This window comes from Rhodopirellula halodulae (assembly GCF_020966775.1).
Lineage (GTDB): Bacteria > Planctomycetota > Planctomycetia > Pirellulales > Pirellulaceae > Rhodopirellula > Rhodopirellula halodulae.
In genome coordinates this window covers 78738-104580 of sequence record NZ_JAJKFV010000012.1, presented here as the reverse complement: position 1 = coordinate 104580, position 25843 = coordinate 78738, and the positions used below count along the sequence as shown (strand labels likewise).

19 protein-coding genes are annotated in these 25843 nt (G+C 56.2%); 11 read left to right on the top strand and 8 right to left on the bottom strand.

Annotation, left to right across the window (positions count from 1 at the left end):
- Positions 1–35: 35 nt before the first annotated feature.
- The 4 genes from LOC70_RS11470 to LOC70_RS11455 all read right to left on the bottom strand — a co-directional run bounded on the left by LOC70_RS11470 (position 36) and on the right by LOC70_RS11455 (position 5202).
- Positions 36–1892, bottom strand: coding sequence for a PAS domain-containing sensor histidine kinase (locus LOC70_RS11470; RefSeq protein WP_230253714.1), 1857 nt, complete (start codon positions 1890–1892; stop codon positions 36–38).
- A 115-nt stretch (positions 1893–2007) separates the two neighbouring features.
- The gene (locus LOC70_RS11465; RefSeq protein WP_230253713.1) at positions 2008–4152 is read right to left on the bottom strand and encodes a tetratricopeptide repeat protein; all 2145 of its coding nucleotides are present in this window, start codon (positions 4150–4152) and stop codon (positions 2008–2010) included.
- 60 nt (positions 4153–4212) lie between these two features.
- Positions 4213–4692, bottom strand: coding sequence for a biopolymer transporter ExbD (locus LOC70_RS11460; RefSeq protein ID WP_255715981.1), 480 nt, complete (start codon positions 4690–4692; stop codon positions 4213–4215).
- Between the two features lie 84 nt (positions 4693–4776).
- Positions 4777–5202 carry an ExbD/TolR family protein gene (locus LOC70_RS11455; protein WP_230253711.1) on the bottom strand — a complete coding sequence of 142 codons (426 nt, stop codon included), beginning with the start codon at positions 5200–5202 and terminating at the stop codon, positions 4777–4779.
- 85 nt (positions 5203–5287) lie between these two features.
- Between LOC70_RS11455 and LOC70_RS11450 the strand changes: the two genes are divergently transcribed.
- Positions 5288–5923: a class I SAM-dependent methyltransferase gene (locus LOC70_RS11450; RefSeq protein WP_230253710.1), complete on the top strand. Its 636-nt coding sequence runs from the start codon at positions 5288–5290 to the stop codon at positions 5921–5923.
- A gap of 291 nt (positions 5924–6214) precedes the next feature.
- Here the strand turns inward: LOC70_RS11450 and LOC70_RS11445 are convergent, their stop codons facing one another.
- A complete protein-coding gene (locus LOC70_RS11445; protein ID WP_230253709.1) occupies positions 6215–7375 on the bottom strand; it encodes a transposase in 1161 nt (386 codons plus the stop codon).
- Between the two features lie 337 nt (positions 7376–7712).
- Here LOC70_RS11445 and LOC70_RS11440 point away from each other — a divergent pair, with 337 nt between their 5' ends.
- The 4 genes from LOC70_RS11440 to LOC70_RS11425 all read left to right on the top strand — a co-directional run bounded on the left by LOC70_RS11440 (position 7713) and on the right by LOC70_RS11425 (position 11671).
- Positions 7713–8894: a prenyltransferase/squalene oxidase repeat-containing protein gene (locus LOC70_RS11440; RefSeq protein ID WP_230253708.1), complete on the top strand. Its 1182-nt coding sequence runs from the start codon at positions 7713–7715 to the stop codon at positions 8892–8894.
- Between the two features lie 175 nt (positions 8895–9069).
- Positions 9070–10089: a PSP1 domain-containing protein gene (locus LOC70_RS11435; RefSeq protein WP_230253707.1), complete on the top strand. Its 1020-nt coding sequence runs from the start codon at positions 9070–9072 to the stop codon at positions 10087–10089.
- 40 nt (positions 10090–10129) lie between these two features.
- The gene (locus LOC70_RS11430; protein WP_230253706.1) at positions 10130–10555 is read left to right on the top strand and encodes a Minf_1886 family protein; all 426 of its coding nucleotides are present in this window, start codon (positions 10130–10132) and stop codon (positions 10553–10555) included.
- Positions 10556–10744: 189 nt separating this feature from the next.
- On the top strand, positions 10745–11671 hold the full coding sequence (locus LOC70_RS11425) for a class I SAM-dependent methyltransferase (RefSeq protein ID WP_230253705.1): 927 nt from the start codon (positions 10745–10747) through the stop codon (positions 11669–11671).
- Positions 11672–11709: 38 nt separating this feature from the next.
- Here the strand turns inward: LOC70_RS11425 and LOC70_RS11420 are convergent, their stop codons facing one another.
- A complete protein-coding gene (locus LOC70_RS11420) occupies positions 11710–12705 on the bottom strand; it encodes a hypothetical protein (protein ID WP_230253704.1) in 996 nt (331 codons plus the stop codon).
- A 63-nt stretch (positions 12706–12768) separates the two neighbouring features.
- On the opposite strand from LOC70_RS11420, the gene LOC70_RS11415 reads away from it, so the two are divergent.
- From LOC70_RS11415 to LOC70_RS11390, 6 genes are all read left to right on the top strand, one after another.
- Positions 12769–14136, top strand: a complete 1368-nt coding sequence (locus LOC70_RS11415) for a DUF6666 family protein (protein WP_230253703.1) — start codon at positions 12769–12771, stop codon at positions 14134–14136.
- 252 nt (positions 14137–14388) lie between these two features.
- Positions 14389–15756, top strand: a complete 1368-nt coding sequence (locus LOC70_RS11410; protein ID WP_230253702.1) for an outer membrane protein assembly factor BamB family protein — start codon at positions 14389–14391, stop codon at positions 15754–15756.
- Positions 15757–16195: 439 nt separating this feature from the next.
- The gene (gene ftsH / locus LOC70_RS11405; protein ID WP_230253701.1) at positions 16196–18214 is read left to right on the top strand and encodes an ATP-dependent zinc metalloprotease FtsH; all 2019 of its coding nucleotides are present in this window, start codon (positions 16196–16198) and stop codon (positions 18212–18214) included.
- Positions 18215–18217: 3 nt separating this feature from the next.
- A complete protein-coding gene (gene rsgA, locus LOC70_RS11400; protein WP_230253700.1) occupies positions 18218–19381 on the top strand; it encodes a ribosome small subunit-dependent GTPase A in 1164 nt (387 codons plus the stop codon).
- Between the two features lie 234 nt (positions 19382–19615).
- Positions 19616–20419 carry a class I SAM-dependent methyltransferase gene (locus tag LOC70_RS11395; protein WP_230253699.1) on the top strand — a complete coding sequence of 268 codons (804 nt, stop codon included), beginning with the start codon at positions 19616–19618 and terminating at the stop codon, positions 20417–20419.
- Entirely contained in the window at positions 20359–21393 is a 1035-nt protein-coding gene (locus LOC70_RS11390) for a sugar phosphate isomerase/epimerase family protein (protein ID WP_230253698.1), read from the top strand. Before LOC70_RS11395 ends, LOC70_RS11390 begins: the two co-directional genes overlap by 61 nt.
- A gap of 128 nt (positions 21394–21521) precedes the next feature.
- Here LOC70_RS11390 and LOC70_RS11385 read toward each other — a convergent pair whose 3' ends face one another.
- Positions 21522–22979 carry a Gfo/Idh/MocA family protein gene (locus LOC70_RS11385; RefSeq protein ID WP_230253697.1) on the bottom strand — a complete coding sequence of 486 codons (1458 nt, stop codon included), beginning with the start codon at positions 22977–22979 and terminating at the stop codon, positions 21522–21524.
- A 221-nt stretch (positions 22980–23200) separates the two neighbouring features.
- Positions 23201–25699 (bottom strand): dockerin type I domain-containing protein, encoded by a 2499-nt coding sequence (locus LOC70_RS11380; protein ID WP_230253696.1) that lies wholly within the window; start codon positions 25697–25699, stop codon positions 23201–23203.
- Positions 25700–25843: the final 144 nt, after the last annotated feature.

The following is a 25843-nucleotide window of genomic DNA, read 5'->3' as shown; positions in this document are numbered from 1 at the left end:
ACGAGCTCGATCGGATCCGAACTCGCCGGATCAACTCAGCTCGCTTTGGCGTGTGATTTGGCTTCCATTGGCCAGGTGAAATGTATCGTTGCGCCGTTGCTCTCGTTGGCGTCTGCCCAAGCGTCGCCGCCCTGGACCTGCACCAATCGTTTGACGAGGTGCAACCCCATGCCTGTGCCGCGACGATTGCTGCCGCTTTCGAGCGTTTGAAACATCCCAAAGATTCGTTCGTGGGTTCCATCGGGGATGCCTGGTCCGTCATCTTGAATGGAAAACTGATACACACCTTCGACCACCTTTGCCGTGACGCGAACTCGGCTTCCGCCCGTTGCGTGTTTGATTGCATTGCCGAACAGATTGCGAAAAATCTGCTCCAATGGCCCACGCGCCGTCGTGAAGTTGGGAAGCGACTGTGGAAGCTCGAGACTCATCGACGGCGGGGGCGACATGAACTGAAACAGTTGCGGTAGCAATTGATTCAAATCCACCCATTCCACGCCATCGTTTTGTCGAGTCACACGCGCGTAGGCCAGCAAATCGTTCAGCAACGTGTCCATCCGTTTGGCTTGAGACTGAAGTTTCTCAAGATGTTCGCGGACGTCTTGGCCAACGTTCGGTGGCATGTCCTCTTCGATCCATTCGACGAGATGCATGATCCCGCGAAGCGGTGCCTTCAAATCGTGCGAGGCAATGTACGCAAACCGATCCAGGTCTTCGTTGCTGCGTTCGAGTTCGGCCTGCTTGGTCTGCAAGTCCAGTGAAACTTGGTGTCGTTCAGTGATATCGCTGAACGTTGCCAACGTCATCCACGTACCGTCGATTTCGATGGCCGCGGCGACCAAGCTGACCCGCATTCGCGTTCCATCGCCACGCGTGGTTTCAAACTCAATCTGCGTGTTCGCGATTGGTTTCAGTTGGAGGGAATCGGTGGGTGGTGTGATTTGTCCCAGCAAGTATTCAGGAATCAGTTCGTTGATTCGAATCGGATTGTTTGGCGACGGAGTGATTCGGTAAATTTTCATGAGCTGCGAATTCAGCAGACGAATCTTCCGATTGGAATCGATCAACAGGCTACCAAGCGGACTGCCTTCGAACAGGTTGCGAAACTGAGCCTCTTGTTTCGCGAGAGCTTCTTGTGCTTCTTCGATTTCGGTGACGTCGGTTCCCACCACCAAGATGCGTTCGTCTTCTTCGTTGTGGGCGGGAATGATGTATTTGTCGATCAGCATTTTCAGCTCATCGCCGTCGCGGTTTTCAAGGACTTCATAAACCCGTTTGACCGGTTGTTCCCCTTGCAACAGCGTCAGATCGCTGGCCTGATAACGCGCACCTTGGCTGGGGTAGACATCTTTGGTCAGCTTGCCTTCGATCTCTTCGGCGGTGAGCCCACTCGACTCGGCGGCGGCTCGGTTCACTCGCAGAATGCGATGATCGCGGTCCTTGAACCAAACGAGCGTTGGGATGGTATCTAGGATGGTTTGCATTTCTCGGTGGCGTGTCTCATTTTCCTGTTCCGCTAACCGACGATCATGGATGTCGTGCAGAACCGCCAATCGAAATGATTCGTCGCGTTCCTCATTCCGAATGATTCGGCACTTTTCTTCCGTATACCGGTACTGGCCATCGCTCGTTCGCAAGCGATAAACACGAGGGGTGGAAGATCCGTCGGCATCCGAGCATTTGAGCGAATGACGACGAAATTCCTCGCGATCATCCGGGTGAATCAATTCGATCCACGCGTTGAGCGTGTCCTCGGAATCAGGCGCGGTGTGGCCAAGCGATGTGAAGCAAAGTTGGCTGAACAGCGGCGGATGAGATGCTTGTTCGCCGGATGTCGCGATGGGACGCAGATAGAACCCGGTGGTCGCGAGTTCAAGGACATCGAAAAACATCTCGCCGTTTGACTGTAGGTAATCTCGAAGAGCCTGCATCCGGTTGCCGACAAAAGCGGGAGTGATAAGTGACAAACAAACTTATCATCGGCATCTTGCGATCTGTCCCAACCGCTCATTTTGCAGCGTTTTCGAAGGCTGCTGCTTGCTCGGCCGATTGAGGGGGCATCGTCAGCAGAATCATGCGAGCGGAAGCACTGGCCTCTTTTGTTTTGCCAGAACGTTTGAGCGCATCCAGCCAACCCAACGTCGATGCATACCACTCATGACTTCCTCGTGTTTGGTTGTCGGCCAACCGCTTCCACCACTTCGCCGCTCGGGCCTGGTCGGCTTTGGATGGTGAGATCGAATAAGCTTGAGCGGACTTTCGGAAAAGTTCGTTGGCCGCATCGGCGTTTCGCTCAATTGCTTCCTTGACGATCGTTTCCGCCGCCGATCGTTCGCCCGCCCAAATGTGCCATCCGACTCGATGCACTGTTGCCCGCCATGCGGATGAACCTCCGGGCTCGATTTCGGAAGCAAACAGCGAGTGTTTCCGGTCGAGATCAATTAAACACCGGCCGATTGCCACACGTCGCTCTGGTTGCTGCCGGGCATCCATCTCGAGCCTCTGAATCAACGCCGTTGTGACGGCGTGAGGAGGTTGCGACGTGATGGAGACTGACTGGCCCAAACGAAATTTGGCCAGTTCGCGAAAGAAGCCTTCGGTTGCCTGGGACGCTCGCGAAATTGGATCATCGAGCAAGACCGTCAGGTCCGTGTGGGTGCGGGCAGGAAGACTGGCCGGGGCCGCATCAGCGAAGGATTGGTGTAGCTGATCAACGGTCTTTGCATCAGGTTCGTGCATCCAAGCATCGGACCAGCAAAGTAGGCAGAGTGAACGAACAGACTGTGAAGCGTGCGTTTCAGTGCCGGAGGGTGCGGTTGACGAGTTTTCCCGCCAATGTCTCACCGCAATCTTGGTGGTTTGGATGGCGGCGGCAAGCCAGTTGGCTTCGTTGCGATTCCACGCGATTAGCCAGCGATTCGCGGCGAGGGCTGCTTCGGTGTTTGGCCAACGATCCGCCACATGCTGGAGCATGGTGCGTATCTCTTCCGCAGTGAATTCGCTGGCGTGATCGTGAGCGATGGTGGCAGCTTGCAGCAACGCACCCGCAGCATCACTGGATTGTGTATGTGAGTCACTGATTCGTTGCAACAATTCCACCGAGGCTTTTGAGTTTCCGGATTGAACCAAGATCGCGGCAGCTTTCAACGCGGACTGGATACTTCTTCTGGCATCCTGGTCGGAGATCGCCGCTCTCGCGAAGTGCAGTGCGGCTTGTTGTGACTCTTCTTTTCTCAGGTAGTACATCGCGTCGGCGATCCAAAGTCTTGGGTCGCGTTCGGGATTGGCGGAGGAAGCAGAAGACACGCCCTCGCCATCGGTAAGTCGGGTTTGCGAAACAATGGTGGAGGCTCGGTCTCCGGCATCTTCCCCATGCGTCTGCGAAATAGAATCGAGCCAGTTCGCAACTTGTGTCTCGCTGCCGAACCTAAGCAGGTATCGTAATCGCACCAAATCCATGTTGAGCCGACGCGAGGTGTGCTGGGAGTAGTAGTCCTCCAGCAGATTCTTGGCGGTGGTCTGATTGCCTGCCGCAATCGCGATGCGGACTTGCATGGCAATGTCATGGCTTTCTTGATTCGATCCGTCTGGACCGGCAGTCTTTGCAGCGGAGGCATTCATGTCCTCCAACACGACCTCCGCCGATTGAAGATCGCCGCGACGGAGGTGGGCTTCGGCGAGAAGACGTAGCACTTCCGACCGTGCCGAGCCGCTTGCGGGCAAAGCGAGCAGGGATGCTTCAGCGATTCGTGCTGCCTCGTTCGCCGCGGCAATTCCATCGGGACTCTTCTCAGGGAAAAGTTCTGATCGCAACGTCGCAAGCTCGACTCGCTGCAACCAGCGAAGGCTTTGTTGTCGCGAAGTCTTGTAGGTCGGAGCCTTTTGCAGTTCGTTCCGGAGGACCGAGTCGGCGCGGGACAGATCGTTCAAAAGAATGGAAAGTTTGCTATCCGGAAGCGGTCGAATGATCGCCTCCAGTAAATTTTCGCGGGTGGCGGTGACGAGACTGTCGCTCGTGGAGCCATCCGTCAACATTCGCTGTGGAATAGGCGGGGGATCTGCGGTCGCGGCCCGCGGGCATAGGCAGCAACACACACACAGTGCAGCGACCGTGCGGGCGGCGATTTCGTTTCGATCCTTGAGCAGTTTCAATTCGTTGCCTTAATCGCGTCACTGCCTGTCTAAGATTCGCGTCGGATGCGACTTCACAGGTCACATCGAGGGTGTTGGTGCGGATGGCTCAACGGCCAGGAAGGAGTCTGTGAATCCGTTGGTGCGCAGCAGGTCCAGCACTTCGATAGTTTGTGCCATCGTGACTGTATCATCAGGATCGACGATGATCGTGGGGGCAAGGTCCAGTTCTGCGATTGCAAACAGCCGGTTCTGAAGTTCGTTCAAGGTTGCAAGCGAAGTCGTCCCAAGCATGTATTGTATGTTCGACGAGCTCGTCGTTTGGATCCGTAGCAAGAGCTCTGAGACGGGGGACTCAATCGATTGAGTGACTTGATCGGGTGATTCTGAAGTGCTGACCGAGGCATCCGTCGCAATCGCAATGTTGCCGGGAAGGTCTTTCTCAGGAGCATCGAAGCTGCTGGTCCAAACAAAGAACACCAGCAGCAAGAACACGACATCGATCATCGAAGTCATGCCAATGTTGCGGTTCGATCTGACTGAAGTGGGAGGACGCTTCATCGATTTCCATTTGATGCCGGTGATGGATGCCAGCGCCGCGATGGGGCTCTTTCGACAATGGCGGTTGAATGCGAACGATTTCGTTTAGGTATTGGGTTGCTGAGGCAAAGTCGCGATCGAAACGTTTCGTATTCCAAGATCGTGCAGCGATTGCAGAACCGTTTCTACGACTGCGTAGCCGACCTGGCGATCGACTCTCAACCGAATGGCGGGCGAAGACGGGTTGTGAAGACCATTCAGGTAGTTTTTGAGATCTGGAATGTCGATTTGCTGTCCTCGGATCCAGACTTTGTTTTGATGGTCGATTGCGATTGCGATGGATTCGCCGATGCTGGTTTGAAGTGCGGAGTTTGATTTCGAAAGCGTGACTGCGTGTCGATGTTCCTGGCGAGCAAGATGGCTGGAGACGAGGAAGAAAATGATGAGTAGGAACACCACATCGATCATCGGCGTCATGTTGAATTCGTCCGAAGTTTGACGATCGGTCGAGTTATCGTTCGGAGGACGCATGTCGTGGCGTGGTACGTGATGGTCAAAGTAGAGAGCTATCACTATCGTACTGCAAACTTCTGTTCGTATTGGAAGCAACGTTTGCATGTCAGCGGAATCGAATCACACCACCGCGCCGCACGACCACACACCTGGTTCTTCGGGGGGAGCTTGGACTTTTCTGAGAAACTTCGCCCGTAGTCCGACGCAGGTGGGAGCGATCTGGCCCAGCAGTCCCGGATTGGTCCGGCGGATGGTCGAATGGTTCGACTGGGAGTCGGCTCGGGGGGTTGTCGAGTTTGGTCCTGGGACGGGCGTCTTCACCGAGGCAATTTTGGCTTCCCTGCATCAGGACGCCAAATTTTTCGCGATCGAACGTTCCGCTGAGTTGGCATCGATCACGCGTCGGCGTTGTCCTTCGGCGACGGTGCTGGAGGAATCCGCGGAGCGTGTGGCGGATTTGTGCCGGGACCAGCAAATCGAACAGGTTGACGCGGTGATCTGTGGTTTGCCATGGGCGTCGTTTCCTGACAGTCTGCAAGATGGCATTCTGAACGCCACGCTGGACGTGTTGGCTCCCGGCGGCCAATTCGCAACGTTTGCTTACTGGCAGGGAGTCGTGTTGCCTGCTGGCCAGCGGTTTTCAAAGAAGTTGCATCAAGCGTTTCCGTCCGTCCATCGCAGCCCAACGGTCTGGAAGAACATGCCTCCCGCATTTATCTACCGCTGCACCAAGTCGTAGCTCTATGCTGCTACACAGACGTCTACTCTCTTCAAATGGTGCCACCCACCATCTGTTTTTTGGACCGCCGACGATTTTCCCCAAATCGACATCAAAGTTCGACTTTGACTGCGCGAAAAGTGCTGGTGAAATTGTTAGGGAGTGCGAAGATTGCACAAGTTGCAGCTTCCGGTGCCGCACACAACAAACGCTCTTCGTAGTGACTGCTGGATCGGCGTGCAGAAGTCCTAGCGGCTTGCACAACTCACTCGAGAATCGAAGAAGCCCTGAAGAAGCAGAAGTGCTTTCCGGCTATGTAAAGCACGTGGCGGCAGCGGACTGACCGCGATGGTGATGGCGACCGGACCGCTCGGCGTCGTTACGAAGTGAATCTGGCCGCCCGATGCGTCCCGTTTTGCCAAAGTATCTTTGCCAGTTCCATACGAGTTCTCTCCACATACTGGGCTCCAAACCAATTCGAGTGAGAACGCGAGAAAGCGGCTTCGGTACATCATAGGATGTTGAACCACCCTTTTGATTTGCCGTCCATTCGAGCAAACGCCGGTATTCGGACCACGCAAGATTCAGGAAGCCTCGGTCACTGCTTCGGATTCCTTCCGAATTAGCAAGTGGGCTGTTGGACAGTTGGTCTTCGGCAAGCGTCAGAGGACTCAGCCAACCATCACGTGGAATGCGTCTTCCTGTCGGATTGCGTTTCTTGCGTCTTTGTTTCGCGGCGAGTTGATCCACTGAAGTTTCGCGGATTTCTCTGCCGGCTTCTTCTGCAGAGTTGGGTTGAAGTTCGAACGCTGCTGATTCAATTCGATGGCCCTTTCTCGCTTCCATGCGGTCGTAGGCACTTGTATGGATGCAGTCGCTAGGAGTCGATGCCATCGCGGCACGGACCGGATTCAGGTCCACGTACATGCTGCACGCCAGCAACCCTGCTTCATCGACAATCCGTTGAGCTTTAAATCGACCTTCCCAGAAACGACCTGTGCATTTGTCTTGCTTGTTGGCCATGCGAGCGATGGGTTCTGCCAAGGCTCGCATGAACCACGAAATATCCGATAGGCGACCACGGATTTCCGCCAATCGTTCCTGGTTGTTGACCAGCATTTTCACGTCGTTGTCCGTCGGTTCGGCTAGGTGGTCATCCATCCGGCGTCCCGGGAAAACTTTCAGCCAGCGGATAGCGACTTCCTCATCCGACCACGTTCGACAAATATCAGGACGGTTGCGGAGAATTTGGTGCATGTGATTGCTCATCACCGCGTAGGACAGCACATCGATTGCAAAAACCGACGCCAATGCCTCCATACGGCGACGAATCCATTCTTTGCGGAACGAATAGTCCGCGCCTGTTTCGGAATCGACTCCGGCAAGGAAAGCCCGACGGACGCAGCGTTGGACGACGTGCACGATGCAAACTTCGGCCGAGTCAAATTGTTCGGATCGTTGAGGTCGTGGCATGGATGCATCACCGCGAGAGAAAAAGAAGCAGTGAGATGGTAACGAGAGCGTTGGACGTGTCAATGAATGGTGGGTGGCACCAAATGGAAAGAGGGTGGTGGGGATTTGTTCTAAGGCGGTGCTTTTTTGATCGGTTGTTGGATGGGGCGGATGATTGATTGAGGGCAGGGGAGTGGTGACAATTGAAGTTGGCGTGCCTTGGATCATTGGTCTGGTTTTCGCACGCCTCTTTCGAAGCAGATTTCGCGATTTCTCTGATGAACCACCGCGATCTGCTCTTCGAATCAAGTTGCTTCCATCGCAAGCTCTTCCATTCCCAATTCAATAGGAACCCGAGATGCCTCTCGAACGCATCGTTCTCACAACCGCTCGATCGCTCCGTCCCGCTGGTCTTGGTGTTTTGCTCGCGGCAACCACTTGTCTGGCTGGCCTCACGCCAACGAGCGTCTGGGCGGAAGACGCGTCGTCCTCGGTTGCTTCCGCTTCGATGGATCAACGAATCGATCGAATGGTGGATCGCGGGATCGAATTTTTGCGGACTCGCGGCCAAAGCGACGAAGGTGCCTTCAGCGGCGAAACCGGTGCGGCGGTGACAGGGCTCTGCGTTCGAGCAATCTTGGAACATCGTCCCGAGGCCGCTAAGGCAGATCCGGTGATCGCGAAAGCGTTGAAGTATTTGGAAAGCAAGGTCCAACCCGATGGCGGCATCTATGCGACGGGTTCCAAACATCGCAATTACGAAACTACCACGGCAGCGATGGCGTTGAACCGAGCCAACGAAGACGGACGCTACGATAGCCAACTGGATCGTGCCAAAGCGTTCCTCAAAGACATCCAGTGGGACGAAGAAGAAGGTGCCAAACCGAGCGACACGGCCTATGGCGGCGCCGGCTACGGCAGCCATTCCCGACCCGATCTTTCCAACACGGCTTTCCTGATCGAAGCTCTCCGCGATCTCGGAACGGACGCACAAGATGAGTCGATTCAAAAGGCGTTGATGTTCGTCAGCCGGACGCAAAACCTGCCGCAAGAAGGCAACGACACGGATCATGCGGACAAGATCGGCGACGGCGGCTTTTACTACACGCCGGCGGCTGGCGGCCAAAGCAAGGCGGGCGAATCGGCCAATGGTGGACTGCGAAGCTACGGTTCGATGACTTACGCCGGATTGAAAAGCATGATCTATGCGGGACTGACTCAGGATGATCCGCGGGTCAACGCGGCGCTGGATTTCATTCGCAAGCACTACACGCTGGACAACAACCCCGGCATGGGAGCACAAGGTCAGTACTACTATTACCACACCTTTGCGAAAGCACTGGATGTGGCGGAATTGGAAGTTGTTGAAACCACCGATTCGGGCTCGCGTGATTGGCGAGCCGACTTGGTCGACAAGCTGGAGTCGGTTCAGCAAGAAGACGGATCGTGGGTCAACCGGGACGCAGAACGTTGGATGGAGGGCGATCGCCAACTGGTCACCGCGTATTGCTTGTTGGCACTGAAGCACGTTCGCAAGTGAACCACGTCCTTCCGGCCTCCATCAATGCTTCGACGGAAGAAGCAAAGAACAGCCGGCCTTCGAACGCCCTATCCGCGACCCGAGCACGCTTGGTTAAGCGGACATGATCAAGCACTCGTGGTCAAACGGACGGTTTGCAGGTTAAAATCACGAGGCGTGCATTCTCAATCATGGTTTGCACGCTCGTGTTTTCGGCAGCGATGTCGAACGGTTTTCCCGAACCTCGACGTTCAACGGTCCCATCGATACTTCCCCCGCGTCCACCAACGATCCTGTTGACTGCGAACCATCTGTGGATGCTAGTTCGCCGAAAGAGACCGCATCTGGTCAACGACGCGTTCCTTCGGACGGGTATGTTTGCCGTTACGGTTCCATGCGTCTGCTGGGCGTGATGTCGGCTTGCGAGCCGTTTCGTTACGGCGATGAAGTCGTGGTTCGCACGGACCGAGGGACTGAAATCGCGACGGTTCTCTGCGAAGCGACCGACGAAGCGGTTAATCAGGTCCCGCGGAAAGGCAAGTCGGAACCGGTTCAGGGAAAGATCATTCGCCGGTTGGATGCCACGGACCGAGGTGATTGGTCCCAGATGTCGGACATGACGCGGAAGGACCTGAACACTGCCAACGAGTGCGTCAAGAAGCTGAAGCTCCCCATGCAATTGGTGGATGTCGAGCGGCTTCTGGGCGGCGAACGAGTCGTCGTTTATTTCGTTGCCGACGGTCGGATCGACTTTCGCGAATTGGTGAAATTGATCGGCCGAGAATTCCAAACTCGGATCGAAATGCGGCAAATCGGGATCCGAGACGAGGCAAAGTTGCTGGCGGATTACGGTGATTGTGGTCAGGAAGTTTGCTGCAGTCGTTTTCTGAGCAAGATGCCGCCGGTTTCCATGAAAATGGCCAAGTTGCAACGAGCCTCGTTGGATCCGGCAAAAATCTCGGGCCGCTGCGGCCGGCTGAAGTGTTGCTTGCGTTACGAATTTGATACGTACGAGAGCATGGCTGAGGAATTGCCGCCCGTCGGAAGCGAGATTTTGACGCGAGACGGTGCGGCGAAGGTCTTGGCCCAAGACATCTTAGCCCAGCAATTAGTGGTCAAGACCGAAGACCATCGACGCGTTATGATTCCGGCGGCTGATGTGGTCAGCGTGACAAAACGCGGAAGCGGGGATCCCCCCAAACAACGCAAACGCTGACCCGTCGGAATCACACCCTTTCATTCATCGATTCTCCGCCATGCCTTCTCCCGTCAAAGCCATGCAGGACCTCCTGCGAGACGACACCCGATACAAGCTCGAGGCGTACCAGTTCATCCGCGAAGCTCTGCAATTCGCTCACGAGAATTTGGAGCAAATCGGGCCGTTAGGATTTGGCCCGACGGATGATCCCAACAGTGATACGCCGCGACACCTGACGGGCCAGCAGCTTTGCGAAGCCTGCCGGCTGTATGCAATCGACCAATTTGGATACTTGGCCAAGATGGTGCTGGAAAACTGGGGCCTGCGAAGCACCAGCGACTTTGGCGAATTGGTATACAACTTGATCCGCATTGAGCAGATGCGAAAAAGCGAAAGCGATCGGCGAGAAGACTTCGACGACGTCTATGACTTCGAAAACGCGTTTGAGCCAAAGTTCGAGTTGGCAATCAGCGAAGACGACTGACTCGAAAAGCGACGCTACGCCGCTCAATCATGCAGTCGTCCGCGAATCGTGGTTTGCCACGTTCAGCCACCGCAAATTGATTCTGTGTTGGATCACGAAATCGCGGTCGCGAAACGCTTCTCGGCTATGATGGAGTAAACAGGCCAGCCACTCTCTTCCGCGGCGACAAACTTTTTGATTGGAACAAACATGCGGACGCAAACTTCTTTTGCCGTTTGGACGGCGATTCTTATTGCGGTCTTGGCGTTGCAGTTTTCGTTTGCCCCGGGCGCGGCGATTGGGCAGGAAACCGCGGTCACGGATTCCGAATCGGCCGAGGTTTCTGGTGAAGAGCGATCAAATCCGGCCAAGGCCAACGACGGCGATCGACCGCGTCCGGTGGAGAAGGCTCGTCGAACTTACATGGGCCGAATCGTGGCCCAGCCGATGTCTCACCTCGGGGCGGGGTGGCTGGTGCGACCCGAACGCAACGATGAGGAAAACGCGGAAGAATCGTTCGAGCGTTTGGGTTTGAAACCCGGCATGACCATCGTGGATTTGGGCTGCGGAAATGGTTACTGGACCATTCCGATGGCTCGCGCGGTGGCGGTGAAGCCCGCGAGCGAGGACGCATCGGAAGAGGACGAATCCGAAGAAGCAGCTTCAACTGATCCGGCCAGTGATGAATCGCTCGACGGAACCGTCTTGGCGGTGGACATTCAGCGAGAGATGTTGCAAAAGCTCCGGCAAAACATGATTCGCAACAAGGTTGAGAATATTCAGCCGATTCTCGGATCCGTGGACGATCCGAATTTGCCTGCCGACCAAGTCGACTTGGTTTTGTTGGTGGATGTGTACCACGAGTTTTCGCATCCTGAGTCGATGCTATGGAACATCCGGCGATCGCTAAAATCGGATGGCGTCATCGCGTTGTTGGAATACCGCGCGGAAGACCCCCAAGTGCCGATCAAGCCTTTGCACAAAATGTCGAAGGCTCAAATCATGAAAGAGTACGAAGCGTCAGGTTTGAAGTTGGTGCGTGAGTACAACGAGTTGCCTTGGCAGCACCTGATGTTCTTCGCTCGGGATGACAGTCCCTTGGAAACGATCGAGCCGAAGCCTTTCCAAACGAATTGAACTTCGATCCGCGAAGCTTCTTACGCAGCGTTGATTGTTCAATCTTCAAACAGCGGCGTGGCTTCTTTGCTTTCGCGATCGATGCGGAAGACCTGCTTGGATTTCGGATCGGAAACGATCACGGCGTCCGCGGTTGCACTCATTCCGACGGGGCCTTTCAGCAGATCGCCTTCGAACCACTTTTCCGTTTTGCCGTCGGCCGTGAAGGTCCAAACGCATTTGCCGTAAACGTCCGAGACAAAGCCCGTCCCGTCGTGCCAAGCGATGCCGCCGGGAAATCCGTAAGGCCGCTCGGTGACCACGGCTTCGCTGGATTTGTTTTCGACATCGATTTTGACCACCGCCTCCGCATCGGGGGTGACCGCCCACAAGCCTCCGTCTTCATCAAAGACTAAACCGCGAGCGTTCACTCGCACGACCAATTCAGGCTGGCCGCCGTCGATGGGAAGTGAAAACACGGCGCGACGTTCGGCATCGCCCACGTAAATCGTTTTTCCTTCCGGTGAAACGGTAAGAGCCATTGGGATGCCGAGAAAGCCATTGTTCAGAGGCTTTGCGTTTTGACCTGCCGGACCATCTTCATCCGGTGTCACATGATAAATTTCGCGAGTCGCCGCGTCACCGACCAAGACACCCGACTCGGGATGAGGCGTGGCGCAGAACGGGCGATTCATGGTTTTCCGAAGATATCGCGAACCGGTGACCTGCAAAACGGGTTTGCTGGCCTCGGTTGCTGGCCACTCGACTTTCCATACGCCGGGAGCATCCGAATCCACGACGAACAATGAGTCCGCGGACATTACCGCGCCGCGTGGGTAGACAGGCGATTCGACCTCCGTCCAGAAATCGTCTGGCAGTTCGTTTGAGGTCGCCGCTTCAGTTTCCTGAGCCCGCACCGACGGTGAAAAGCCAGCCAAAGCAACCGCCAATGCGACGTAGGTGATCGATTGGAAGGCCGTGAAACTTCTTCGGGCAGGACGCTGTGGGTATAGGTAAGAAATGGCGATGGTTCCGGTTGCGCAAGATTTATTCATGAGGAGGGTTGTGACGTCCGATAAGAAGAAGGTTCCATGTTCCTATTCCGGCAGTGACGTCTCATGATAACCATTCCCCGTCGATTGTTGTGCCTGATTGCTGGCCATCTGCCATTGGCGATTCTGGCTGCAGCGACCGTTTCACAGACCGTGACACAATCGCCACTGGCGGCCGCCGACAAAATTTACCTGAGTCGTCCTGCTCCCACATCGCACGCGCAAAATTCGCGTGCCACCAATGCGTGGCAACCGGATTCTCGCACGGCCAAACAGCCTGTCGCCAAAAGGCAAATCGCGAAACAGAGGCCTGTGAAACAGCCTGTTGCGAAACCGATGAACGGTTCGGTTCAGCCGGTCAGCTTCGTCGACGGCGGATGTGATTGTGCGGCATGTGCTTCGGGCGGCGTCCTTGGCGGTCCTGGGTGCGGAATGGAAGCCAGCTGCGGATTTGAGGTTGGTTGTGGTTTGGAAGAATATGGTGTTTGCAGTTGCGATGCTTGCAGTGGCCAGTTGATGTCCGGTTGTGACAGCGGTTTCTGCGACAGTGGCTTTTGTGATGGCGGTTGCGATGGAATGTGCGGCGGTGCCGAGATCGATTGCTTTCCATTGTTCTTGCCGATCTTGCGAGTCGACTGGAGTCGTTTTTCTTTCTTCGCGGGTTCGCAAGCGTTCAAATCGCCGATGAACTACCCCGCTTTGGACGCCAACGGACAGCCTCGGCGCGGCAGTGGCAGTTTTGGTTTTTATCAAGGATTCAACGAAGGTCGTGATCTTCGCAATTGGTTGGGGCTGGACCTGTCGGCTCAACTTGGTGTTCGCGCAACCCAGACCAATTTAGAAGGAGAAGAATTCACCAGCGGCCGGATGCACCAAGTCTTCGTCACCGGCGGTTTGTTCCGTCGAGTCGACTACGGATTGCAGTACGGTTTGGTGGTCGATTACATGAACCAAGATTGGTACTACCAAAGTGATTTGGTTCAACTGCGAGGAGAGCTGAGCTGGAAAGCCTCGGCTTGTCACGAGTTTGGATTCCAGTTCATGGCTGGCGTAACGGATCAAACCGTCACGACGGAAGCCGGCGGTTTCACCAGCACCGAAGTCATCGAACCAGTCGATCAATACCGAGCGTTTTATCGCCGCACCATGGGAACGACTGGTCACATGACCGCGTTCTTAGGTGGCACCAGCGAAGAACATTTCATCTGGGGCAGCGAGATGGAGATCCCGCTACAGACCAATTGGTCGTTGTTGCTCGGTTCGGCGTATTTCTCTCCGGGAGACGACACGCCACTGGATGCCAACGAGTCCGAAGGGTGGAACATCTCGCTGGGATTCGCTTTCCGTCCCGGCGTGACGCGACCGAAGCAACGTTATCGCAACCCATTGTTCCAAGTCGCAGACAACGGATCGTTCTTCCTTTTCCGGCGTTGAGTCGGACCAGGCATGAACTGAGCTGATTGGGCGAATTGAATCGACCGCAGTGAACTCGCTCAGTGAACTGTTTGCACGAAATCGCGTGCAACGAGCGAGACGTGAATCAGCAGTCCGAGTTTGTGATTCACGACGTGTGAACACGCGATTCGCAAAGGGCGAGGGCAGGCGTGCTTTCATTTGCTCGCCGGGTGCTTCACAATGGCGGTTTCCCACCCCATCTCCTTCCGCCCTCTCTGTGGAGAACACTTGATGTCCGACGCCCACCTTCCGACATCGCTTTCGTTTGTTCGTTGGACCTTGCTGACCAGTTGTTTTGGAATTGCTGCGTTTGCATCCAATGCAATCCAAGCCGCTGAATCGGTTGCGTCCGATAAAAACGCCCAGGTCGTGTGGCCGCAGTGGCGAGGCGGAACGCAACAGGGGGTTGCTCCCAGTGGCGACTATCCCGTGAAGTGGTCCGAAGCGGACACCACGAAATGCACGATCCCCGGCAGCGGCGCGAGCACGCCGATCGTCGTTGGCAACCGGGCTTTCTTGACCAGCGGTGTGGACGGCAAGAACCATCTGCTCGGAATCGATCTCGATTCGTTGGAAATCACCTTTCAAACGTCGCTCGGCGAAGACCGCGGCAACAAGCATCGCAAAGGTAGCGGCAGCAACCCATCACCGGTGACTGATGGATCGCACGTGGTGTCTTATTTCCGAAGTGGTGATTTGGCGTGTTGTGATTTGAACGGAAAGGTTGTTTGGAAAACCAACCTGCAGGAACGATTTGGCGAAGACACCTTGTGGTGGGACTTGGGATCGTCCCCCATGATCGTCGATGGTTTGGTCGTGGTGGCCGTGATGCAAACCGGGCCGAGCTACATCGTTGCCTTTGACATTGAATCAGGCGAGATGGCGTGGAAGGACGACCGCATGGTGCCGGCTCCGGAGGAGGCCGCTCAGAGCTATTCAACACCTTTGGCGACGGAAATTGACGGTAAAAAAGTCGTCGCCGTGATGGGAGCGGACCACCTCACGCTGACCGATGCGAAAACCGGTCAGCGTCTGGGAACGCTGGGCGGTTTCAATCCGAATCAGGAAAAGTATTACCGCTCGATCGCTTCACCGGTCATCACGGGCAATGTGATTGCCTGTCCCTATTCGCGAGGCGGAACGTTGACGGGCGTCGACATGGAAGCGTTGATCGCGGCAGGCGAAGATGCTGCGGCGGCCAAGGCGGCGATTCTTTGGGAACGCGATGACGTGGGATCGGACGTTCCGACACCGGCAGCGAAAGACGGTGTGGTTTATGTCATGTCAGACGGCAAACAGGACCGAGGCACGCTCTACGCTTTGTCGGCGGAAACTGGCGAAACGTTGTGGCAAACTAAGTTGGAGCGAACCCGAGCCAGCTATAGCAGTTCGCCTTTGATTGTCGGCGACCGCTTGTACATCACGGACGAGGCGGGGGTCACCTCGGTGGTTGAAAACATCGCCGGCGATGCGGAGCCCAAGTTGTTGCAAACGAACGAAGTCGAAGACGACGAACAGTTCACAGTTGCCAGTCCGGTACCGTTCGAAGACGGGCTGTTGCTGCGAACGAAGAATCACCTGTACAAGGTCGAAGGTTGATTTCACCTTCGCGGCGTTGTCCACGCTGGTTTGATGGGCTTTGTTGAGGGCGAAAACGGGCAGCGTCTGGCCGTCGATGGCAGATCTTGCAGCTAGCAGACTGCCATTTCGACGGGGCGGGTCCGGTGAACCGCCGGACCGGATATTCGGTATCAAAGGACTGACTCAACCGTGTCACGAAGCTTCCCGCCGGGAAACGGGAAACGGTTGCGGACACGTGGCTGCGGCGGGGGAATCGTTTGGAAGCGAATTTTGGGTTGGATGCGATGACTCGCCGACCTCGGATCATCCGATCAGTGCCTGAGCGTTTTCCCAACCAAAATTCGCGTTTCGGTCCGGTTAGTCAACTTTCCGCCCTCGCGGTACACTCCTTGCACAGGCGGGCGATTGCGAGCATTCGCCAGTGCCAACGAAAAGCGAAATTTGAGGATAAAACGGTATGAAAAAGGATTCCGAATCGAACTCTTCGGATAAGTCCAAGAACGAAGAGGTCTCGACGGGACGCCGCGGGGGCAATCCGCTGATCATCGCGTTGGTGATCACGGTGTTGGCCGCGATGCTGTTTTTCAATCAACCGGAGCCATCCTCGACGATCTCCGCGAGCTTCTTCCGAAGCGAACTCGAGAAGAACAACATCGAGTCGGTGCGGATCGGCGAAATCGAAGTCTACGGGACGTTCAAAACGCGACCCGATGCACCCACAAGCGAAACAGCGGACGGGGACGCCAAAGCAGAGAAATTGCTGAAGCGGTTCAAGTTCACTCGCCCGGCCGGTTCGGATTACGCCGTTCAATTGGCGGCTGATCTTGAGAAGCGAAACATCGAAGATTGGGAGTTTGCTCCGCCGGACAACACGGCGGCACTGCTGAACTTGCTGGTGTTGGTTGGTTTGCCGCTGGCGATCTTCTTTTTCATCTTCATGATGATCCGCCGAACGCGGAACGACATGATGGGCGGCGGATTCCTATCGGGATTCAGCAAGAGCCCCGCGAAAAAGTTTGAGGCCACGGACAAAATCATCACGTTCAACGACGTGGCGGGTTTGGAAGGCGTCAAAGCGGACTTGCAGGAGATCGTGGACTTCCTGAAGACGCCCGAGAAATTTCAGAAGCTCGGTGGTCAGGTTCCCAAGGGCGTGTTGCTCAATGGACCTCCGGGAACTGGGAAAACGTTGCTGGCTCGCGCCGTCGCGGGTGAGGCTGAGGTGCCATTCTTCAGCGTCAACGGCAGTGAATTCATTCAGATGTTCGTTGGTGTCGGTGCCAGCCGAGTTCGCGACTTGTTCAAGACCGCCAAGGACCAATCACCATCGATCATCTTCATCGATGAGATCGATGCGGTGGGGCGTCAACGTGGTGCTGGGTTGGGTGGCGGACACGATGAACGCGAACAGACGCTGAACCAAATTCTCGGTGAGATGGATGGTTTCGGCGGCGCTCACGCGGTGATCGTGATTGCGGCGACCAACCGGCCGGACGTTTTGGATCCAGCGTTGCTTCGTCCCGGACGCTTTGATCGTCACGTGACCGTTGGACGGCCGACGATGAAAGGTCGCGAAGAGATCTTCAAGGTTCACGTTCGCGATGTGCCACTGGGCGACGACGTTGACCTGCATCGATTGGCAGCGGGAACGGTTGGATTGACCGGAGCCGACATTCGCAACATGGTCAACGAGGCGGCTCTTTGGGCGGCTCGCAATGACAAGAAGATCGTCGAGATGAGCGATTTTGATTACGCTCGCGACAAGATTCTGATGGGCGCCAAACGTGAAGAGGTCTTGCTCGATAGCGAGAAAGAAAAGACCGCGTATCACGAAGCCGGCCACACGTTGACCGCGTGGCATTTGGAAGGTTCGCACATCGTTCACAAGGTCACGATCATTCCGCGAGGCCGCGCGTTGGGGGTGACTCAGTACGTGCCGAACGAAGATCGGTTGAGCATGAGCAAGAAGGAACTCGAGCACCAGTTGATTGTTCTGCTGGGTGGTCGTGCAGCGGAGAAAATCATCTACACCGAGACCTGTGTCGGTGCGGAAAACGATCTGGAGCGTGCCACCAGCATCGCTCGTCGGATGGTGACCCACTGGGGTATGAGTCCGAAGATTGGCCCGGTGAGTTACAAGACCACGGACGAGGATCCGTTCTTGGGTCGCGAAATTCATCAGCAACGTCAGTTCAGTGAACACACGCAAGAACTGATTGATGAGGAGGTCGCTCGGATTTTGTTGGAAGCCGACCAAAAAGCCGAGCAGTTGCTGCGCGAACATCGTGGGCAGTTGGAAACGATCACTCGCGCGTTGTTGGATCGGGAAGAACTCAGCGAGATGGAATTGACCGAGCTGATCGGACCTTCGATTCACAAGCGATTGGGAGACGAAGAAGGCAAGGTCGAACAGATCATGGCTCCTGAGGGTGCCGCCGAACGCGCCGCCAACACCTCCGCTCGACGCGAAGAGTGACCCTTGGCGAAAAAGCGAAGCGGTAAATTTCGAGCGAACTTTCGCAAGAAGCACCAAGGACGCGTCCGTCGCGGGGATTTCACCCGCGACTTTCGCGAAGATGCTTCGCAGGTGGATGACGCCGTTCAATCCGAACGGCTCAGCGGCAAAGGCGAACTGACCCGCAAACGCACCATTCACGGTGCCGACGCATCACCGGATTCCGCGGCGGGCATGCATGTTCACTTGGATGTGGATGAAGAAAAGCTGCTGCATGGTCGCGTGCTGAGTGTGCACGGATTGCAAAGCAAAGTGTTGGGCGACGACGGCGTGCTGTATGCCTGCGCCGTGCGACAGGTTTTGAAATCGTTGAGCACCAGCCAACGCAACGTGATCGTTGCGGGCGATCGGGTATGGTTTCGAGCCGAATCTCGCGACGGCGTGTCGCTGAAGTCCGAAGCGGATGGGATGATCGAACGGGTCGAACCACGGACGGGGATGATCAGCCGTACCAGTCGCGGCCGGCAACATGTTCTGGTTGCAAACATCGATGCGATGCTGATCATCGCCAGCGCCGAGCAACCTGGGATCAAACCGACGTTGATCGACCGAATGATTTTGACAGCCCACCAGTGTCAGATCGAACCGATTGTTGTGATCAACAAAATTGACTTGGTCGATTTGGCTGATTTGCAACCACTGATTGGCGTTTATTCGTCAATGGGCTACCGCGTTTTGCCGACTTCAGCCGAAACGGGGCAAAACATCGAGTACCTCCGAGCCTTGCTGCAAAACCGCCAAACGGCTCTGGCGGGCCAAAGCGGCGTGGGCAAAAGCAGTTTGCTCAATGCGGTTCAGCCAGGGCTCGGATTGGCGATCGGTGCGGTCAGCACGGACAACAACAAAGGTAGACACACGACCACGGCGTCTCAGTTGATCCCCCTGCAGAGCGGCGGGGCGGTTTTTGACACGCCTGGGATACGGCAATTCCAGCTTTGGGATATTTCGGCCAGCGAAGTGGCGGGATTGATGCCGGATTTGCGGCCTTACGTGAGCGGTTGTCGTTATCCGGACTGTTTGCACCTGGCCGAAGACGACTGTGCCGTAAAAAACGCAGTTGCGGACGCTCGGATTGATGCCCGACGCTACGACGCGTACTGTCATTTGCTAGAAGAAGAACTCATGTAATTGCGGCGCAAAATTCGCTTGGTTTTGGGCTCCAGGTATCAGATCAGGCATGACACTGGCCTGAAATCTGCGAAACTGCAGAGAACCAGACGGAAGTTGGGTCAACACGCTGCTGTTGGCTGCCGAAACCGGTTCTTTGGTGATTCAAAGTTCATTTTCGGTTGCGTTGACCGTTTCTCGATCAGGAATGTTCGGGGTCAGGCAGGCAGTCGACTAGCTGAGGACGAAGTTGAAATGTTGAAGTTGGATCCCGAGTCACATCGAAATGAAACGCCGAATGCGAATTCCCAGATCGGGGAGGACGTGATTCACGCCGGTTCGGTCGGTGAGGCTTCTGCGGAGCAGTCTTCGGCAGACAAGGGCGGGCGGAAACGAGGTGAGCCAGTGAGCGACGTTGCGGCGAATAAGAAACGCGGAAAAGAGCCCAAGCCTCACGAGAGCAAGCTCTATGACAATCTCGTTCCGGCCTACCAAGCGTTGTGGCCAGCAGTCGCACGTCGCCGCATTCTTCGTAATGTCGCTGCTCTGAACATTCCGGCTCAGGCCAAAGTTTTGGAAGTGGGCGTCGGTACCGGTTTGTCGTTGGATTCCTACCCGCATCACGCGAATGTGACGGGGGTGGATTTGAGCGAATCGATGCTGGCCGAAGCGGAGGATCTGATCGAGCAGCGCGAGTGGAACCACATTTCGGTTCAGCCGATGAACGCGGAAGAATTGACATTCGAAGATGCGAGCTTTGATTTCGTGACGTCGTTTCACACGATCAGTGTTGTCTCTCGGCCCGACCGAATGATGCGTGAGCTTGTGCGGGTGTGTCGTCCAGGTGGTAAAATCCTGGTCATCAATCATTTCCGCAGCCCCAATCCGTTGATCGCTCGAGTCGTCGATTCCGCCGGAAGCCTGACTCGGCACTTGGGTTGGCGAACGGATCTGAACATGGACGACTTGCTCAACGAATTGCCCATCCAGGTCACTCGATGCCACAAATCCAATCCGCTGTCTCTGTTCCGAGTGTTGCTGGCCGAACGCAAGGCCTGAGTTCATCCGCGTCGCGACGCGAATGGCTGAAATTCGCTGCTGGTGCATCGGCGGTAAGTCTGGGAGCAGCGAGTTTGCCCGCGTTGGGTCGTCCACCCATTCCACGGTCTGGACCGCCTCGCTTCCGGATCGGCATCGCAGGTTATTCGCTGCGTCCTTTCTATCGCTACATGAAGGGAAAGCAGCAAAAGCATCGCAGCGTCCCGGATGGCGTCAGTTTCCGACGCGACGTCAGCGAGGGTCTGACGCAGATCGACTTTTTGGATTACTGCGTCGCAATGGGCGTTGAGGCTGCTGAGCTGACGGCGTACTTCATGACGCCCGAGGCAGACGGATTTCCCTCCGAAGCGTCGATGTTGGAGCTTCGTCGCCAAGCGTTCCTGCGAGGCATCGAAATCAGCGGCACCGCCATCGGTAACAACTTCACGGTTGGCAAAGGGGAACATTACGACCAAGAAATCGCCGACGCGATGCGATGGATCGATTTGGCATCCACGTTAGGGGCTCCGCACATTCGGTTCTTTGCCGGCACGGCGGCTCAATTGGCCAAGTCACCAGCGCGAATGGATGAAGCGATCGAGGCTGTTCAGCGGTGTGCTGATCACGCGGCCAAACGTGGCGTCTTTTTGGGGGTGGAAAACCACGGTCGCCTGACTGCGGATCAGATGTTGGAAATCATGGATCGGATCAATTCCCCGTGGGTGGGAATCAATTTGGACACCGGCAACTTTGAGTCCGATCATCCGTACGAGGATTTGCAGGCTTGCGTTCCTTATGCGGTGAACGTGCAAGTCAAGCCGTTCACGAAATCGCCCAGTGGCGAGCGTTCGCCAGCGGATTACGGTCGTGTGGGGAAGATCCTTCGCGACGCGGGTTACCAAGGTTACGTCGTGCTGGAGTACGAAGACGATGACGCCTTCGAAGCGGTGCCCGAACATTTGGCAAAGCTACGAGCTGGTTTGGGCGTTGCCTGATCGGTTCGCGTCAACGCGACGGCATTCTACGAATTGACCTACGAAAAACGGGCCGCGTTTGCGACCCGTTTTTTTGTTGCCCGTTCTGACGTTGGTGAGAAGCGGTCTTTTGCCAACCGCGTGGCTGATCAGCCTTGCGCTGGATCTTTACCGTCGATCCAAGGCCCGCCGTATTCCATGTAGTCAGGATCGCGTTGTTTGCTTCCGTAATCGCCCGCGTTCCAACCTGGAATGTGAGCTACCGGTCCGCCTTCGGCAGAACGCTTTTCCCATTTCGCGGCCCAGCCTGGGTCTTGATCCGAGATGTTGTGATCCTCATCGACAAAGAACACTTTGCCTTTGCGGTAGCTTTGAGCACCGAGGTTCACCACGGACATCGCGGCCGCACCGAGGTCGGGTTGGTTGTTGCACAACGATGGGTCGCCGGCTTCGCAGGCATCCAACCAGTTGGCAAAGTGAGCCATGGTCGTGTTGTCGACGGGATTGGTTTTGATCCGTTCGGCGTCTTGGCGAACGTGAGTCACGGGACCACGTTCAGGGATGAAGTCGAAGCCGTCGAAGGATTCGCCATTGCCGAAGGTGAAGGTTCCATAGTGACCACGAATCAGCTGATTGACGCGAGATTCCTGGTTACACATGGTGGCGGTGATCAGGCCCTGCACGCCTTCGTTGAAGTCGGCGACAACGGTGGCCACGTCGGGCACATCACGACCGTCGTATTCCAAGTACACGCCGCCGGCACCGGTGACTCGGCCGGGAACTCGCAATCCGGTTGCCTTCAACATGGAAGTGGTGCGGTGGACGAACAAGTCCGTGAACATGCCGCTGCCGAAGGGCCAGAAGCGACGCCATTGCTTGTAGACTTCGCGGTCAAATGGCATGTCCTCGGCCAAGTCGTGCTCGGTTCCCAACCAACGTTTCCAATCGATGGTTTTGGGAGTCATGTCAGGCGTGAGTTTGTAGTAACGCCATTGGCCGACATCGGAGTTCCGGAAGTATTCGGTTTGGAACCCGAGGACCTTGCCGAGTTTGCCTTCCCGCAGCAACGCGTTGACTTCATCCCATACGGGCAAGCTGGTTGACTGAACGCCGACCTGCATGACTTTACCGCTCGCCCGCCATTTGTCTTCCACATCGAAAGCCTCTTGGACCGTCTTGGTCATGGGCTTTTCGCAGTAGACATTCAGACCGGCTTCGAGAGCGTCGATGGTTTGGCGATGGTGCCAGTGGTCAGGGGTTCCGATGCAGACCGCGTCGAGGTTTTCTTTCTCGATCATTTCGCGGTAGTCGACGTACTTGGCCGGTTTGGTACCGGTCGCTTTTTCGATGTGGTCCGCGACTTTGTCTCGTTGCGATTCGAAGACTTCCGCGACGCCTACCAAGTCAATCTTGCGGCCTTGTTCGTGATGTTTGCAGAGCGATTTGACGTGGGCGCCAAAACCGCGACCGCCGGGGCCGATGAAGCCGATCCGCATGCGTTCGTTGCTACCCGCGGGCGCTGCCGATGCGGGTTGGCTGGAGAGAGCGGTGGTTGCCAGCGTGGCGGCAACGGTGGACGATTTTAGGAAGTCACGACGGTCGTTCATGGCGTGCTTTAAGGCGAGATTGTGGGCGGGTGAAACGCCATAGCCTATACATTCGCACTGTCTGTCGCAAACTTATGGTGGTGAAAATTCACGGGTTGGTTAGAGAATCGCCGCGTGAGTCTTCGGGTGGGTCGGTGTGTTGGCGGGAATCGAGTGGCGAGGGAACGGAATGCGGCAGGGTGGGAACGCGATCGCCTTTCGTTCCGCAAAAGCGGTGTCCGCTAGGCGTTCGCTGCGATGAGCTTTTGTTCGACGCCGAGAATTTCGCCGAGCGTTTCGTCGTCGCGGAAGATGGCGTCTCGTGCCGGCCCAAAAGCGGACTCGGACTGCGGCGCAAGCACGTCGGACGAGGCGGATACCAATTGAGTGGTGGATTGGAATGAGCCACCTTCGTCGCCGCCACCGATGCTGTCACCGTTGTCGGCAACCCATTCGCCGGCTGGTTCGGAGTTGCCATCCAGTTCGTTCAGCTTGTTGATGACTCGCAAAGCATCCAAGGCCGAGATGACGCCATCGTTGGACACGTCAATTTTCGGGCCTGAGGTCTCATTGAAAGTGAGCGAACGGTCGCCGTTCAAATTCAGATCGTTGATGACTTGCAGTGCGTCCAGTGCGGTGATCGAACCGTCGCCGTTGACGTCTTCGCCCAGGTCCGTGTTGTAGCGTGGGCTGTCGACCCGCGTCGCAGCGATCTCAGCCAAGCCGCCATTCAGGTTCACTCCCGAAACGATTTCGCCACCCGAAACGGTGATGGTCGTGTTCGTGATGGAGTGGATCACCTGAGTCGGTTGCCACTGAAGTTGGTACTGCCCGTCCGCCAAATTCGTTTGTGTGAATGCACCCGAGGCATCGGTCACGATTTCTGCTTCCATGCCGTGTCGCACACCGAGCACCGCGATCGACGTTGATGCGTGTCCGGCGATCTCGATGCGGTGAATGCGAGCTTCGGGATCCTCCAAGACCAACGTGGAAGTTTCGCCCTCGGCGAGCGAACCGCTAGGTGTGTTTCGAATGTCCGTGGTGACTCGCGTCAGCAAATTGCCTTGGCTGTCGAACGCTTGGACGCGGCCGTAGCTGTCGTCGTGCAAACCGATGATGTCGACTTCCAAGTGCCCGACGGGCTCATCAAATTCGACTTCCAAACCCAAACGGGAATCGAGCCCCGGCCACCAGCGATTCAGGTTGCGATCCAGCACGTGGATCATCGGTTCGCCATTCAATCCGTTTTCGTCGCGAATTTGGACGTTCGTGTTGACGTTGCTGCCCATCGCCCGGAACGTCATGCCGTCGACCGGCGGGACATCCGTGTTGAGTGCGACGTCGTCGATGTCAAAGGTTCCGCTGGGTAGTGCGCCGCCATCGGACGCGAGCACTTCGAATTGGACTCCTTCAAGCAGCGTTTCGAATTCACTGCGAGAGGAGTCGCCGTTGTCGTCCAGGAAGACATAGCCGGCCACGGGCGCGTCGGCGATTAAAGGGCGAGAACGCGTGGCGGTCAACGTTTCGCTGGTCACGCCGGTTGTATTGTCAATGACGCGAAGCGAGACGCTGGTCATCGATGGCGTGACATCAAACTGCAGATCGAACTCGGCGGTCGCGGTGTCTGGTGATTCCAACGTGGTCCATTCGCCACCGTTGATCGACACCTGCAATTCCGAAACCCGGTTCAGCGTGATGTCGCTTTGCGGCCCGGATGGATTCTGGTTGATCAGTGTGGCGGAGGATGCCGAGCCTTCGAAATGGAACCGGTTGGCTTGCGAATCGAAGTGGCCTGAACCGCTGAAATTCAGTGGCACGTCCAGCACGTCGAAGATCCCGTCGCCGTCGGTGTCTTGCCAGCCGAGCATCGCCAACGTGGTCGCAGGTGATTCGTAATTCTGATATCCGTTCACCAGGTTGTTGCCGCCGGCCATGATGCTGGGTTGCTGAACGAATCCCGGTGCGGGGTTGTCTTCCGCGTTGTCGTTGGGAGTGTTGTAGTAGCCGCGGCTCTGCGAGTACGTTCCGCCTCCCGCGTATTCGTCCAATCCCCAAAACATGTGTGAGACTTCGTGGGCGAAGGTTCGGGCTGGACGAGTCGACGGAGCGATGATGTACAAACCGCCGGGGAAGGCAAAAGCGCCTCGGAACGATCCGCCGCTGGCAAAGAAACCATCTTGGTCATCGGAGGAATCGCTGATGAACAGCGAGAACGCCCAATCGGTGCCGAACGCTTCTCGCTGGGACGAGTTGAAGGCGAACATGCCTTCGTCCAACGTCATGTTGGAAGGGATGCCGGCGTCGTCCAAAAATTGCCCGACGTAACTGCTGTAGTGATTGCTGGTGCGATCAATCGGCTCGGTGGGAATCTGCAGTGGATTCTGCGCGTAGGTGTCGTCGATCACGAATTCCAACGTGTGGACCGTGTTCATTTGGTCCAACATGTCCACCCACCAGTTCAATCCGGTGGTGATCTCGGACATCACCGCATCGATCTCGCCCTCGGTCCAATTTTGCGTCTTGGGATCCGTTTGGCCGGTCGAATCGAGGAAGATCGGCGTGACGGTGATGCTTCCAAGGAAGAACTCCGCCGTGTCCGAAGTCGTTGCTCCCACAGGAATTCCGGCGGCCATCACGCGGCGGGTTTCCAACAATTGCAGCGTCAGCGGGCGTCGCGAATTGGCTCGGCGGGAGCGTGCTTCGCGGCGTTTCGAAGAGGATTGAGAAGCCCGTTTGCGCATGTCGGCCGACTGCATGAGTTGCGTAAAAACTAGTATCCGCCGCCTATTTCACAGTGTTTTGAGCCGACGAACGTCCATTTGGTTCCCAACTCGCTTCAGAAACATGCAAAACGAGCGTGACACGGAATTCCATTGAAAGGGGAC